The organism is Enterococcus sp. DIV0358 (assembly GCF_051713465.1).
Classification (GTDB): Bacteria; Bacillota; Bacilli; order Lactobacillales; family Enterococcaceae; genus Enterococcus; species Enterococcus faecalis.
Window position 1 is genome coordinate 2,127,213 of the sequence record NZ_JBIOPX010000001.1, and the last position, 13,173, is coordinate 2,140,385.

Below are 13,173 nucleotides of genomic sequence, written 5' to 3' on the forward strand. Positions count from 1 at the left end.
CAGCGCTCCTTTCTTAATAATGTATTTCTTTCAAATTACCACTTTCTTTATGCAGAAAAATAACACTACTCTTCAACCGTCTTTCCACTAACCAATTCATTGCATTCAATCTGCGACTTTTCAGCAATTCTTTTTCTTTCCTAACTGGGCGTTTCCCTTGTTTCATTTAACCACTCCTATTCTTTATTATTAATGTCTGTTAACAAGCCTTGTTGACACAAATTAATAATAAAAAGGGCACTCGTTAGAATGCCCTTCACAGCTGTTAAACGGTGCCACCGTTCGTCCGAATACAATATTTACTTTTATTATTTATTTTCTTGTTTTTCTTTTGGTTGAGATACCTGCGTTGGTTTAATACTCCCTACTTTTTTAATACCAGCTGCACGTACTTTAAAGGCTTGTTCAGTTTGTACATTGTCATTAAAGCCTTTGAAAGTATTAAGCCAACCACGAGCAGTTACATTTCCAGTCAATTCAATCTCATCATCATAATTAATACCACTAACATCATAGTCTGGATCAATCGCAATCTCTACTTGGTCATTTAATTTGCTAGAATAAACCGTCACTCGTTGTTCACGAACTTCGTCAGTGACATTTCCTTCACCATCACGCTCATTAATTGCCACTACTTCTAAGAAATTCATCGTACCAAATGTGCCTTGTACGTCAAAATTTTCAATTGTATTATTTTCAAATGTTAATCCCATTATTTATTACCTCCAACTACTTCTAAACGTTTTGCATAAACTACCATGTCAATTGAGCGACTATTTCCAATGTTATTCCGTTTTACATTGATTCGTGCTACTGGATCAATTAATTTTACTTCTTCACGGCCATTCAACATTTGTGAGTTTCGCAAATGAGGAACAAAAATCTCAAAATCACGTTGCTTTTCGCTTGAAGCGGTGAACACACGACCACGAACAGGTGCTCCATTTACATAAATATCACGTTCTGTTTTATAAACAGCTTTAATTTTACTTCCTAAATTTTTATCACTTAATGCGATTTCTTGAATTCTATTTGCCAAAATAATTTCCTTCTTTCACTAATTTTTATACAAAAATAAACAGTCAACCATTGACTGCCTTTCTCTCTTTATGCCATTCTTCTTATTAACTAAAAAACACAACTTGACAAGGTTTATGATAACCTGTCATTTTATATGTTCGTTGTAAAACCTGATTTTTTAACAATCGACTTTCAATTGTCAAACGTTCCATGTTTGTTAACTTAACTACACTCTTACCTAACTTTTTACGTTTTAAGTTATAGCTCTTTTCTATATCCGAAATAGAAAAAGCTTTTTTCTGTCGTTTCATACGTTCAACAAACTTTTCAACGAAAAGTAACAACTCTTCTATCATTCTTATCCTCCTTATTCACTTAATAACAAATTCTGTTTTTCATTTGGAATAAAAAAAGCACAACCAGAGTAATCCAGTTGTGCATACTTAAACTAAGATTGATTATTCTTTTAGAAAAAATCTTTTCCACTTTTTTTAAACAATCATCTTAGTGAGAATACATTTTTGATTCTTACATTCAAAACAATTCTTAGAATCGATCTTCAACGGCTAGTAATTATACATCACGGCTCATTAATAGAATTGTTTCATACGGTGTCCCTATCCTCCTTTGTAACGATTTCCACATACTTGTTTTCTAGTATGCTTCCATATCCATTTCTAGCGTGTCATCTCGACATGGCTATTAGAAATGAACTGATTATCATAAACAGATACCGATTTACGCTAAGCGGAATTACTTCCAATATTTCCACCGTTCAATACGAACAAGAAATCTAGTCCTTAGCAATAAACAAGAAAACTTCTGTCTACAAAAAATCACTCTACGTGGCTCTAATTAAAGATACTCGTTACCACCTTACAAGTCATTCATTGGCTGACTTGCCCCACCACAAACAGACTTATAACCTCGAACAAAAATTTCATTCTTGTATTATTTCATCAAATCGCTTAAAATAATATTGTCTAGGTATTACTTTAAGTGTTTGCGAAACAGAAATTCATTTTCTTCTCGTGAACGCTTTTTTGTTTATTCAATTTTATTAAGGCTTTTTGCCTTATGAGAATATCCGACATATAATCAGATACTCTAATAAAACAAAATATCCAACTTTATTACTCATGCTCAAAACCAAATTTTTTAGCAAAAAATTGTTCATTCACTCTTCCTGCCGAAGTTTTCATTCCCTGTTCTTTTAATTCGCTATTTAATTCTTTGATAATTCCATAGGCTTTAGCTTTTGAACAATTCATTAATTCACTAACGTCATTTGCTGTCAAAAACTTAATTTTCATTCCTATCCCTCCAAATGATTTTAAATGATTTTTTATCTCTTTTTATTCTCTATACACATAGATTATAGGATTATAATCCTATTGTCAATAGTAATATGAATATTTTTTATATTTCATTCCTAATTATGATTTAAACTGCTAATATAATTTAAAAGGAGGCGTTCTTAATGGAGTTCGGACAAATTTTAAGACAACTTAGAAAACAAAAAAAATTAACCCAAAAAGAACTTGCTGATATTATCTTTGTTGAGCAAACAACCATTAGTGGCTATGAAAATGGAAAAATTCAACCTACAGCTAAAGTTATTATAGAACTTGCTGATTATTTCGATGTATCAACTAACTATCTATTAGGTCAACCCGAAAAAAACAAAAACCAACTTGAACAAATTATTGATTCAACTATTGACGAATTAAAAAATGAAGATACATTATTATTTATGAAAAACGGGGAGTTTGACGAAAATACAGCTAGATTATTAAAAGCTGCTATAAAAAATGGTATAAAAACTGTTGACGATATGACGAAAAATGACTAAGGAGTGAGTACGATACGTAGCATCTATTCAAAAATAAAAAGCGAAGTTGAAGGTATAATTAATTTTTATTCATCTAATGATCCAAAAAGAATTTCAGAATTCTTAGGAATTCATGTTTTAAAATCTAACTTAGGCAATGTAGAAGGTTTTCTACAATACTATAATCATACTTACATCATTCACGTTAATAGCAATATTACCGATGAAATAAGACAGGATAAAATAATAGCTCATGAGCTAGGACATTATTTCTTACACAAACATTTAAATGTATTCTGTGTAGATATGCACACCCTAGCTTTTGAAGCTACTTTAGAAAATGAAGCAAATATATTCGCAACTGAATTATTATTAAATGATTCAATGCTGAAAGAAGAATTACCCTTTATCCAAAATATGAATATTTACGAACTATCTTCTTACTTTAATTTAGACTTCGATATTGTAAAAATGAAATATGATTTATTTTTTTTAAACCAAAAAGAACATACGTTCGCAAAAGATAATATATATTATTAATAAAAAGGAGACCTGCATATGATTACAAAAAAAGAAAATGGTTACTTTGTTGACGTTAGCTTGGGGATTGATCCAATATCAGGCAAACAACGTAGAAAGAGACTTACAGTTTCAACTAAAAAAGAAGCCCAACAAATTGAATCAAAGTATTTAAGGTTATACCACGAAAATAAATTAACAACTAATTCAGACTTAACTTTAAAAGATATTTATGAAATTTACGAAGAAAAATACACGCAAAACCTTAAGCCATCTTACAAACAAACACAAGAAAGAATTTTTAAAAACTATATAGAACCTTATTTTAAAGATACTCAAATCAAGCTAATAAAAAAACAACAAATCTATGATTTTCAACAGTTTCTATTAACCAGTAAACCTAAGAGAAAAGAGACTTTATCAAATAAGACTATCAATATGATTATTATTCATCTACAGAAATTATTTAACGTAGCTATGAAAGAAGGATTATTCTACGAAAATCCTTGTAACCAAATAGACAAGTTAAAAGTGCAAAAAAAAGAAATTAATTTTTGGACATTAGACGAATTTACAACCTTTATTTCTCATATAGATAAAAATAAACCATTTTTAAAAGTATTTTACCAGTTTGCGTTTTTTACAGGAATGCGTGCAGGAGAAATGATTGCTTTAACGTGGAGTGACATTGATTTTTATAATCAAACAGTCCGTATAAATAAAAGTGCTAAACTAATTAATGGTAATTACGTAACCACAACACCAAAAACGGAAAGCAGTAACAGATATATTACTATCAACACAAAAATCACCTCCATGTTAAAAAAATGGCAAGAAATACAACCAAAATTACTAATAGATAATTTTCAAAATATTGATAGTGACAAATTACTTGTTTTTCAATACAATGAAAAACACCCTTCAAGTGATTATTATTCTAAACAAATAAAAAAAATAATTGCAAAAAACGACTTGAACCTTAAAACTATAAGATTACACGACTTTAGACATTCACACGTAGCTCTTCTTATTCACAATAACGAAAAAAATACTACTATAAAAGAACGATTAGGTCATTCTTCCATTACTACAACAATTGATACTTATGGTCATTTATACCCTAATTCTCAAAAATCAATGAGCGACAAATTTGATAATTATGATATTTTCGAGCTATAAAATAACATGTTTTAAATACTAACTTTTAATAAGTAGGCAATTTTAGGCATCGGAAACTTTCAAAACACAAAAAAGACAGATATACCTATTACCTTTACGGCTTGGTGTATCTGTCTTTCAATCTATGCCAGCTGCAGGGATCGAACCTGTGACCTACGCGTTACGAGTGCGTTGCTCTACCAACTGAGCTAAGCTGGCCTGAAACAAATCTATTATAGGACTTTCTACTTTATTTGTAAAGTCTGTTTGTTATTTATTTATGCAAAATCTCTTTAAAATAAGCCAAATAGCGACTTTACAAACTTTTTTCTGAAAATGTGGTATAATAGAGATATCAAGAAAGGATGGTTTTTTGTATGTCAAATTTTAATGGTATGGTTACTCCTGTTGTTCCATCGGATGCTGGTAAGGATTTCGCCGTTGACACCCATGTTACTTTTCTTGTTCACGGACAGCCACAAACAGGCGTTGTTACGAAACAATTAAAAAATGCCGCTGTCGTCGAAATTGACGAAACGCAAAAAAACAATCACTTAATGGTGCACAGCAATGGTGTGATTGTTATTAATTACAAACAATTGAAAAAGATTTAATTCTTCAAGCGTGGGAAATTTCCCCCGCTCTTTTTTATGTACAGAATTGGAATACTTTCCAATTCGTCGGAAACTATAATGCTGTAATAAACGCAAAAAAACCAAAAATAATTCCGGGCACATTAGCAAAAATAATGGACTTATCTCGTGTTTCTCCATCGTCTCCATATAACCCATGAATCGTCCAAAAAATACAATTAATCATTGCCACTAATGGTTGCGTCGGATTGCCTTTTTCCCCATGTAAATTTCCATAAATTTGTGGAATATATGAAACATACATCAAAACTGACATCACACTATCAATCACAGCGATAGCGTGTAAGGCTTTTTTATTCTTTTTCATAGCTACTCCTTTGTTTTTTTATTTTTTATTATACACCTAGAAAAGTTCTTTAAGCAAAAGAAAACCGTTAGTAACCATAATCGGTTATCTAACGGTTTTTTGTTATTATTTTGTTCCAAATAAACGGTCACCAGCATCCCCTAAACCAGGAACGATATAGCCGTCTTCGTTTAAGCGCTCATCTAAAGCTGCTGTATAAATATCTACATCTGGGTGCGCTTCTTGTAAAGCTTTCACACCTTCTGGAACGGCCACTAGACATACAAATTTAATGTTGCTAGCACCACGTTCTTTTAATGAATCGATGGCCATAATTGCGGAACCACCTGTTGCTAGCATTGGGTCAACAACAAATAATTGACGACTTGCAATGTCTTCAGGTAATTTCACGAAGTATTCATGTGGTTGCAATGTTTCTTCATCACGGTAAAGTCCAACGTGTCCAACTTTCGCTGCTGGAATTAATTCTAAAATCCCATCAACCATGCCAATGCCGGCACGTAAAATAGGAATGATTGCTACTTTTTTCCCTGAAAGTGTTTTTTGTGTTGATTTACCCATCGGTGTTTCGATGACAACATCCTCTAAAGGCATATCCCGTGATACTTCATAAGCCATTAACATAGCAATTTCGTTGACAACTTCGCGGAAAACCTTTGTCCCACAGTTCTTTTCGCGAATCATTGTTAGTTTGTGTTGAATTAGCGGATGATCAATTACTTGAAATTTTCCCATATCTATTCTCCTTCATTATTTTATTCTTTCTTATTGTAAAACAAAAGAGCCTAGGACACAAGTTGAATTCCTTAAATCCTAAGCTCCGACTCTTATTTGTACAGAGAATCGCGCTTCAGCTATCCCTGATGTTAGTTATATAATGGATATTTTTTAGTTAGCGCTGCTACAGCTGCTTTGACTTCATCATGAACTGCTGTATTTTCTGGATCTTTTAAGACTTGAACGATTAATTTGGCAACTTCTACCGCATCTTCTTCTTTAAAACCACGTGAAGTAATCGCAGGCGTTCCAATACGGATACCACTTGTTTTAAATGGACTTAATTGTTCAAACGGAATTGAATTTTTATTGACAGTAATATTTACACTATCTAAAATAGCTTCTGCTTCTTTTCCATTTAAACCAAAACCTGTCACTTCAATCAGTAATAAGTGGTTGTCTGTTGCCCCACTAATTAAACGAGCTTCTGGCGCTTGATTGAAAACTTTTGTCATCGCTTGCGCATTTGCAATCACTTGCTGACTATATTCAGCAAAACTTGGATCCAATGCTTCTTTAAAAGCTGCGGCTTTTCCGGCAATCACATGTTCCAATGGGCCACCTTGAATGCCTGGGAAAATACTACTATTTACTTTTTTCGCCAATTCTTCGCTATTTGTCAAAATTAAACCGCCACGAGGACCACGCAATGTTTTATGGGTCGTACTTGTTACGATATCAGCATACGGAACTGGATTTGGGTGCAACCCTGAAGCTACCAAGCCTGCAATATGCGCCATATCAACCATTAACTTGGCATCTACTTCATCAGCGATTTCACGGAAACGTTTGAAATCAATCGTTCGTGAATACGCACTTGCGCCAGCAACAATTAATTTTGGACGATGTTCTCTTGCTAAAATTCGCACGACATCGTAATCGATTACTTCTGTTGAAGGATCCACTCCATAACTGACAAAATTATAGGTTTTTCCACTAAAGTTAACGGGCGAACCATGTGTTAAGTGACCACCAGCTGATAAATCCATCCCCAAAATGGTATCACCTGGTTCAACCAATGAAAGGTATGCCGCTGTATTGGCTTGAGAACCTGAATGGGCTTGTACATTCGCGAATTTTGCACCAAATAATTCTTTGGCACGATCAATAGCTAAATTTTCTACGATATCGATAAATTCACAACCACCATAGTACCGTTTACCAGGGTAACCTTCTGCATATTTATTCGTTAAAATACTTCCTTGGGCAGCCATCACCGCTTTTGACACGACATTCTCAGATGCGATTAGTTCCAAGTTATTTTCTTGGCGCTCTTCTTCTCTTGCAATTGCATTCCATAAATCTGGGTCATACGTTTTGTAATCCATTCAAACAACACTCCATTTTGTTTTCTTTTGTCTGATTGTATCATACTTCTGTGTCAGCTTCGTTACAAATACCTCTTATTTTTCAAAAAATTTTTGATTGGCTGATTTTTTCAAGCGATTCATGTAAGCAGTGCCTAAACCAGTTTCTGCAAATCCTTGTGCAAAAATCGTGGTAGCTCCTTGCTCATCTAACGCTCTTAACCCTGCAAATAGTTCTTTTGTGGCATTTTCAACCGTTTCTGCACCATAAGAATAAACAAACGCATTTTCTGTATCTAGTTGTGCTGCCTGTTCATCACTTAAAAATAAGCCGATTTTTTCCTGTTGTTCTTTTGCTTGCTGAATCGCCGCTTGCCATTCTGCTGTTTGACCGCTTATAATCCAAACTTCCGCATCAGGAGAATAGTGTTTGTATTTCATCCCTGGCGCTTTGGGTGCTGCAGTTTCACTAATCAAATGTGTATCGATTTTCACTTGAGGAATAATGCTTTCCAACTGCTCTTTGGTAATTGCTCCTGGTCGTAAAATAACTGGCACACCATCTTCCGCCGTTAAATCTAAGACCGTTGACTCCACCCCAATCTGAGTTGGACCATCATCTAATATGGCAGCAATTTTCCCCTGCAAATCATGATAAACATGCTCTGCAGATGTTGGACTAGGCTTGCCAGAAGTGTTCGCACTTGGTCCGACCAATGGAACATTGGCTTGTTCAATCAAAGCTAAGGTCGCTTGGTTATCTGGCATACGAAAAGCGACTGTCTCTAAACCACCTGTTACTGTTTTAGAAAATGTATCGCTAGGCACATTAAAAATTAAAGTTAATGGTCCCGGCCAAAAGGCAGACACCAATTTTGTAGCGACTTCTGGTAAGGTCGCCACGTATTTTTTGACCATCTCAACGTTGTTCACATGAACAATCAATGGATTATCACTGGGGCGGCCTTTTACTTGGTAAACTTTTTTTACTGCCGCTTCATTTAAGGCATCGGCACCTAAGCCATAAACAGTTTCTGTTGGAAAAGCCACTAGCTCGCCTGCTTGAATGGCTGCTGCTGCTTGGGCTATTTCTTGTTTGGTTAATTTTTTTGTTTCCATTGCAAATCGCTCCTTCTAGAAAAGTGGCGACGAAGAACCTTAGTTACTCGGCTATCGCGAGGCGATCGTTGCCAGATAAATCTTTTTCAATTTTAATTGTTTTTTGTGGATAGGCGGCGCTCAATAATTCTTGGAGGGCTGCGCCTTGTTGAAACCCTATTTCAAAATAAATTTTACCGTCTGCTTTAAGCATCGTTTGACTTTCATGAATTAATTGTTGGTATAAGGCCAAACCGTTATTTTCAGCGAATAAAGCGGTTTTAGGTTCATACGTTCGGACACTTGCATCCATTAAATGCCATTCTTGTTCACTAATATAGGGCGGATTAGAAATAAGCAGATCAATTTTTTCAGAAGTAACTGGCTGTAAGCCATTCCCATGATAAAATTCGATGCCAGCACCTAATGCTTGCGCGTTTTGTTTAGCGACAGTCAACGCTTCCTCTGAAAGATCAATGGCAATAACTCGCCAGTTGGGCCGTGCCAGTTTCAAGCTAATCGCAATGGCACCTGTCCCTGTTCCGACATCCACGACCGTCAAAGGAGTATCTGGATTGGCTTTTAAGCAACGCTCGACTAATTCTTCTGTTTCTGGCCTAGGAATCAAAGTATGTTCATTAACAATAAAGGAATGTCCATAAAATTCAGCTTGTCCTAGTAAATATTGTGCTGGGTAATCTGTCAATAATTGGGCTAAATCCGTTTTTAATTGTTCCTCTTCTTCTTGGGGCATTTCTTCTTGCATATGCAGGAGCCACTGCGTTTTATCCCAACCTTTACGTTCTAAAAAAACATAGTGAATAGCATAGCCTTCTTTGCCTTGCGCCTCTAAAAAAGAAGAAGCCCAGTTAAGGACTTCAAAGTAACGTTTAGCCATTTTGCATCTCTTCTAATTTCGATGTTTGATCATATAAGACTAATGCATCAATGATTTCATCTAATTTGCCAGCAAGAATCTGGTCTAGTTTTTGGATGGTTAAACCGATACGATGATCCGTTACTCGATTTTGTGGGAAGTTATACGTTCTGATTCGTTCTGAACGATCTCCGGTCCCCACCGCCGATTTACGGTTAGCATCATATTCACTTTGTGCTTCTTGTTGAATTTGGTCATACACACGAGCACGCAAAACTTTCATTGCTTTTTCACGGTTTTTTAGCTGTGAACGTTCATCTTGCATTGCGACTACGATTCCTGTTGGTAAATGGGTTAAACGAACAGCCGAAGCGGTTTTATTGACGTGCTGTCCACCAGCGCCACTTGCATGATAAATATCGACACGGATATCTTTATCAGCTAATTCGATTTCGACTTCTTCCGCTTCCGGCATAACTACAACGGTTGCTGTCGATGTATGAATCCGTCCTTGTGATTCTGTTGAAGGAACTCGTTGCACGCGGTGAGCACCACTTTCGTATTTTAATTTTGAAAAGACGTTATCTCCTGAAATCATCATAATTACTTCTTTATATCCACCGATTCCAGTGACGTTTGCTTCTAAAACTTCCGCTTTCCACCCTTGTGCTTCTGCATATTTTTGGTACATATTAAATAAGTCGCCAGCAAAAAGTGCGGCTTCATCGCCACCGGCTGCACCACGGATTTCCATGATGATATTTTTATCATCATTTGGGTCTTTTGGTAATAATAAAATTTTAATGCGGTCTTCTAACACTTCTTTTTCTTTTTTCAAATCAGAAAGTTCTTCTTTCGCCATTTCGGCCATTTCCGCATCTAAGTTTTCACTTAAAAGTTCTTCGGCATCGCTAATCCCTTCAACAACTTGTTTATATCGGCGATAAACTTCAACCGTCTCACGTGTATTAGCTTCTTCCTTCGATAATTCCATGAAACGTTTTGTATCGCTAATGACTGCTGGGTCACTTAATAATTCGCCCAATTCCTCATAGCGATCTTCAATAGATTGTAATTGATCGTACATAGTGTCTCTCCTTACTGTTCTTCATTCACTGTTTTTGGATGAAAATAATGTTTGCGACAAACAGGATAGTAGGCTTCATTCCCACCAATTTGGACTTGATCCCCTTCATAAACGGGTTTGCCATCAATATAGTGCAAGTTCATAGTTGCTTTTTTATGACAGAACCAGCAAATCGTTTTTAATTCTTCTAATTTGTCTGCATATAAAAGTAAATACTTTGAGCCTTCAAATAATTCATTTCTAAAATCATTCTTTAGCCCAAATGCCATTACTGGAATATCTAATTCGTCAACAATTCGTGCAAATTCAATGACATGATGCTTGTTTAAAAATTGACATTCATCGACTAATACGCAAAAAGGTTTGTAAGACAAATCATTAATCAAGTCAAAGACATTGGTTTCTTCAAAAATTGGAATAGCATCTCTGCGTAATCCGATGCGACTGGATACTTTCCCAACACCATCACGTGTATCTAGTCCACTGGTCATCAAAACAACTGGTTTGTCTTGTTCTTCGTAATTGTGTGCTACTTTTAAGATTTCAATGGTTTTACCACTGTTCATTGCGCCATACTTGAAAAATAATTGAGCCATGTTCACTACACCTTTCCGTTAGTTCCTTACGTATTTTACTATATTTTCAGCAAAAAAGCAGTATTTTTAGCTAAAATGGTCGTGCATTTTTCTGAAAAAAACAGAATCTACGCCAAAGTCATTTTAGCAGGGCTGTTTATACTCCAACTAATGATCCTGCTAGTATGCAATAAAAAAGCCCGAAATTGTAGTTATTTGACTACAATTTCAGACTTTTTAATGCTAGTTATTTTTGAGCAGAGGCAAATTCTGCTGATTGCGTACCTGCTTGACGACCATAAATGATAATATCGGCGATGGCATTGCCTCCGATACGGTTTTGACCATGTAAGCCACCTGTTAATTCACCAGCAGCATATAGACCTTTAATTGGTGTGCCATCTTCACGTAAAACTTCTGTTTTCGTGTTGATTTTCACGCCACCCATTGTGTGGTGAATCCCTGGTGCAATTTTAATTGCGTAGTAAGGCGCTGTGCTTAAGTCAGCTTCCATTCCAGTTGTCCGGCCAAATTGTTTGTCATCTTTGGCATTAACATCTTGGTTCCAAGTATCAATCGTTACTTTCAATGTATCGGCAGGCATGCCAATTTTTTCAGCTAATTCTTCAATCGTTTCACCTTTTTCCACGAAGCCTTTTTGATCATAGAAATCAATGGCTTTTGCACGGTCGCGTACGCCTTGGTCAAAGACTAAATAAGCTGATTTTTCTGGTAAGGCATTGATTGCTGCGGAAACTTTGTCGCGTGTATCTAACTCATTAACAAAACGTTCTCCTTTTTGAGAAGCCAAGATTGCGCCTTCTCCACGAACTGCTTCACCAATTAAGAAAGCATCGCTTTGTTGAACAGTTGGGTGAATTTGAATTTCTTTCATATCCACTAACGCACCGCCAACTTTTTGAATCATTTGGATACCGTCACCTGTTGTTCCTTCTTGGTTCGTTGTAACATAGTTTTTCAATTCTGGTTTGTATTGTGTAATTAATTTTTCGTTGGCACCGAAACCACCTGTTGTGACAACGACTGCTTTTGCTTTAACTGTTTTTTCTTTATCATCTTTCATTTTCACTTTTACGCCATCGATTTGACCGTTTTCTTCAACTAAGTCTGTGACGTCAGCATCAACAAACAATGGAATTTTTTCTTCGCGAACGTTACGTACTAAACCGTCAACTAGATAGCCCCCAATTGCTGATCCGTCAGCAGGTCGGTGTGTGCGTTTTTCGCTCATTCCACCTGTAATCGTTAAATTGCTCAATGTAATTCCTTTTGTATCTAACCAATCAATTGCTTCAGCTGAATGATCAACAAAATAACGTAGTAATTCTTGATCGTTGGTTCCTTTACCGCCTTTTAGTGTTTCTTCAAAGAATTTATCGTTGCTATCTTTAATGCCTTCTTTTTCTTGGAATTTTGTTTGTGAAGCATTCATTCCTGAAGACGATTTAATTGTATTCCCACCTGCAACAGGCATTTTTTCTAAAATAACTGGATTCATGCCAGCTTCTTTGGCTTGTAATGCAGCGGTCATCCCCGCACCACCTGAACCAACAATAACAACATCATAACTGTCTTTTAGTTCACTTGGATCTGTATAACCATTAGCAGAGGCACCAGATGTTGCTTCTGTTTTTTCAGAAGACGCTTTTGTTTTACCAGCGGCTTTTTCTTGATCGCTTGTACAACCTGTTGCTGCACCTAATAATAACCCTAGGGAAAGAACTCCCATTAACACTTTTTTCATTGTTTTCCCACCTTATAAACTATTGATTTCTACCAACACAATTTCTTATTTTTCATTTGAATAAAAATAACAGTTTGTTACATAAAGTGAACACATTCACATATCAACCGAAATAAAAAAGCTACCACTACTTTTTAAAGTTGTATCGTTAGACAAACTGACCAATTAGCAATAAGTTGTTTGGGGAACAACCTATTTT

17 protein-coding genes and 1 tRNA gene are annotated in these 13,173 nt (G+C 35.5%); 4 read left to right on the forward strand and 14 right to left on the reverse strand.

What is annotated here, in order from left to right:
- Positions 1-13: 13 nt before the first annotated feature.
- The 5 genes from IGK70_RS10270 to IGK70_RS10290 form a co-directional block, all read right to left on the reverse strand.
- A complete protein-coding gene (locus tag IGK70_RS10270; protein WP_033640565.1) occupies positions 14-166 on the reverse strand; it encodes a DUF6906 family protein in 153 nt (50 codons plus the stop codon).
- A gap of 142 nt (positions 167-308) precedes the next feature.
- Positions 309-713, reverse strand: a complete 405-nt coding sequence (locus IGK70_RS10275) for a DUF961 family protein (RefSeq protein ID WP_033640567.1) — start codon at positions 711-713, stop codon at positions 309-311.
- The gene (locus tag IGK70_RS10280; protein ID WP_002365226.1) at positions 713-1,039 is read right to left on the reverse strand and encodes a hypothetical protein; all 327 of its coding nucleotides are present in this window, start codon (positions 1,037-1,039) and stop codon (positions 713-715) included. Before IGK70_RS10280 ends, IGK70_RS10275 begins: the two co-directional genes overlap by 1 nt.
- Positions 1,040-1,124: 85 nt before the next feature.
- Complete coding sequence (locus IGK70_RS10285; RefSeq protein ID WP_033640569.1) at positions 1,125-1,376, reverse strand: hypothetical protein; 252 nt, start codon at positions 1,374-1,376, stop codon at positions 1,125-1,127.
- Positions 1,377-2,153: 777 nt separating this feature from the next.
- A complete protein-coding gene (locus IGK70_RS10290) occupies positions 2,154-2,333 on the reverse strand; it encodes a hypothetical protein (RefSeq protein WP_016615081.1) in 180 nt (59 codons plus the stop codon).
- Between the two features lie 167 nt (positions 2,334-2,500).
- On the opposite strand from IGK70_RS10290, the gene IGK70_RS10295 reads away from it, so the two are divergent.
- From IGK70_RS10295 to IGK70_RS10305, 3 genes are read left to right on the forward strand one after another with little or no spacing between them, the layout of a single operon-like run.
- Positions 2,501-2,872, forward strand: coding sequence for a helix-turn-helix domain-containing protein (locus IGK70_RS10295; RefSeq protein ID WP_010707258.1), 372 nt, complete (start codon positions 2,501-2,503; stop codon positions 2,870-2,872).
- Between the two features lie 3 nt (positions 2,873-2,875).
- Positions 2,876-3,391 carry an ImmA/IrrE family metallo-endopeptidase gene (locus tag IGK70_RS10300; RefSeq protein ID WP_050492556.1) on the forward strand — a complete coding sequence of 172 codons (516 nt, stop codon included), beginning with the start codon at positions 2,876-2,878 and terminating at the stop codon, positions 3,389-3,391.
- An 18-nt stretch (positions 3,392-3,409) separates the two neighbouring features.
- A complete protein-coding gene (locus tag IGK70_RS10305; protein ID WP_033640571.1) occupies positions 3,410-4,549 on the forward strand; it encodes a tyrosine-type recombinase/integrase in 1,140 nt (379 codons plus the stop codon).
- Positions 4,550-4,674: 125 nt separating this feature from the next.
- On the opposite strand, the gene IGK70_RS10310 is transcribed toward IGK70_RS10305, so the two are convergent.
- Positions 4,675-4,747, reverse strand: a tRNA-Thr gene (locus IGK70_RS10310).
- Between the two features lie 158 nt (positions 4,748-4,905).
- Between IGK70_RS10310 and IGK70_RS10315 the strand changes: the two genes are divergently transcribed.
- Positions 4,906-5,142, forward strand: a complete 237-nt coding sequence (locus tag IGK70_RS10315) for a hypothetical protein (RefSeq protein ID WP_002381528.1) — start codon at positions 4,906-4,908, stop codon at positions 5,140-5,142.
- Between the two features lie 73 nt (positions 5,143-5,215).
- Here IGK70_RS10315 and IGK70_RS10320 read toward each other — a convergent pair whose 3' ends face one another.
- The 8 genes from IGK70_RS10320 to IGK70_RS10355 form a co-directional block, all read right to left on the reverse strand.
- The gene (locus IGK70_RS10320) at positions 5,216-5,488 is read right to left on the reverse strand and encodes a hypothetical protein (RefSeq protein WP_071981555.1); all 273 of its coding nucleotides are present in this window, start codon (positions 5,486-5,488) and stop codon (positions 5,216-5,218) included.
- 105 nt (positions 5,489-5,593) lie between these two features.
- Complete coding sequence (gene upp, locus IGK70_RS10325) at positions 5,594-6,223, reverse strand: uracil phosphoribosyltransferase (protein ID WP_002356624.1); 630 nt, start codon at positions 6,221-6,223, stop codon at positions 5,594-5,596.
- A gap of 131 nt (positions 6,224-6,354) precedes the next feature.
- Positions 6,355-7,593, reverse strand: coding sequence for a serine hydroxymethyltransferase (gene glyA, locus IGK70_RS10330; protein ID WP_002356623.1), 1,239 nt, complete (start codon positions 7,591-7,593; stop codon positions 6,355-6,357).
- A gap of 75 nt (positions 7,594-7,668) precedes the next feature.
- Positions 7,669-8,691, reverse strand: coding sequence for an L-threonylcarbamoyladenylate synthase (locus IGK70_RS10335; RefSeq protein WP_002356622.1), 1,023 nt, complete (start codon positions 8,689-8,691; stop codon positions 7,669-7,671).
- Between the two features lie 43 nt (positions 8,692-8,734).
- Positions 8,735-9,568 carry a peptide chain release factor N(5)-glutamine methyltransferase gene (gene prmC / locus IGK70_RS10340; protein ID WP_033600912.1) on the reverse strand — a complete coding sequence of 278 codons (834 nt, stop codon included), beginning with the start codon at positions 9,566-9,568 and terminating at the stop codon, positions 8,735-8,737.
- Complete coding sequence (gene prfA, locus IGK70_RS10345) at positions 9,561-10,634, reverse strand: peptide chain release factor 1 (RefSeq protein WP_002356619.1); 1,074 nt, start codon at positions 10,632-10,634, stop codon at positions 9,561-9,563. Before prfA ends, prmC begins: the two co-directional genes overlap by 8 nt.
- A gap of 11 nt (positions 10,635-10,645) precedes the next feature.
- Complete coding sequence (locus IGK70_RS10350; protein WP_002356618.1) at positions 10,646-11,230, reverse strand: thymidine kinase; 585 nt, start codon at positions 11,228-11,230, stop codon at positions 10,646-10,648.
- Positions 11,231-11,456: 226 nt separating this feature from the next.
- Positions 11,457-12,974: a flavocytochrome c gene (locus IGK70_RS10355; protein WP_438775246.1), complete on the reverse strand. Its 1,518-nt coding sequence runs from the start codon at positions 12,972-12,974 to the stop codon at positions 11,457-11,459.
- Between the last annotated feature and the right edge of the window lie 199 nt (positions 12,975-13,173).

Excerpts from the sequence above, each read along its gene's own strand:
- glyA (WP_002356623.1), bottom strand. The coding sequence starts at position 7,593 with ATGGATTACAAAACGTATGACCCAGATTTATGGAATGCAATTGCAAGA.
- IGK70_RS10270 (WP_033640565.1), bottom strand. The coding sequence starts at position 166 with ATGAAACAAGGGAAACGCCCAGTTAGGAAAGAAAAAGAATTGCTGAAA.
- IGK70_RS10350 (WP_002356618.1), bottom strand. The coding sequence starts at position 11,230 with ATGGCTCAATTATTTTTCAAGTATGGCGCAATGAACAGTGGTAAAACC.
- prfA (WP_002356619.1), bottom strand. The coding sequence starts at position 10,634 with ATGTACGATCAATTACAATCTATTGAAGATCGCTATGAGGAATTGGGC.
- IGK70_RS10285 (WP_033640569.1), bottom strand. The coding sequence starts at position 1,376 with ATGATAGAAGAGTTGTTACTTTTCGTTGAAAAGTTTGTTGAACGTATG.
- IGK70_RS10295 (WP_010707258.1), top strand. The coding sequence starts at position 2,501 with ATGGAGTTCGGACAAATTTTAAGACAACTTAGAAAACAAAAAAAATTA.
- IGK70_RS10320 (WP_071981555.1), bottom strand. The coding sequence starts at position 5,488 with ATGAAAAAGAATAAAAAAGCCTTACACGCTATCGCTGTGATTGATAGT.
- IGK70_RS10275 (WP_033640567.1), bottom strand. The coding sequence starts at position 713 with ATGGGATTAACATTTGAAAATAATACAATTGAAAATTTTGACGTACAA.
- IGK70_RS10315 (WP_002381528.1), top strand. The coding sequence starts at position 4,906 with ATGTCAAATTTTAATGGTATGGTTACTCCTGTTGTTCCATCGGATGCT.
- upp (WP_002356624.1), bottom strand. The coding sequence starts at position 6,223 with ATGGGAAAATTTCAAGTAATTGATCATCCGCTAATTCAACACAAACTA.
- IGK70_RS10355 (WP_438775246.1), bottom strand. The coding sequence starts at position 12,974 with ATGAAAAAAGTGTTAATGGGAGTTCTTTCCCTAGGGTTATTATTAGGT.
- IGK70_RS10305 (WP_033640571.1), top strand. The coding sequence starts at position 3,410 with ATGATTACAAAAAAAGAAAATGGTTACTTTGTTGACGTTAGCTTGGGG.
- IGK70_RS10335 (WP_002356622.1), bottom strand. The coding sequence starts at position 8,691 with ATGGAAACAAAAAAATTAACCAAACAAGAAATAGCCCAAGCAGCAGCA.
- prmC (WP_033600912.1), bottom strand. The coding sequence starts at position 9,568 with ATGGCTAAACGTTACTTTGAAGTCCTTAACTGGGCTTCTTCTTTTTTA.
- IGK70_RS10290 (WP_016615081.1), bottom strand. The coding sequence starts at position 2,333 with ATGAAAATTAAGTTTTTGACAGCAAATGACGTTAGTGAATTAATGAAT.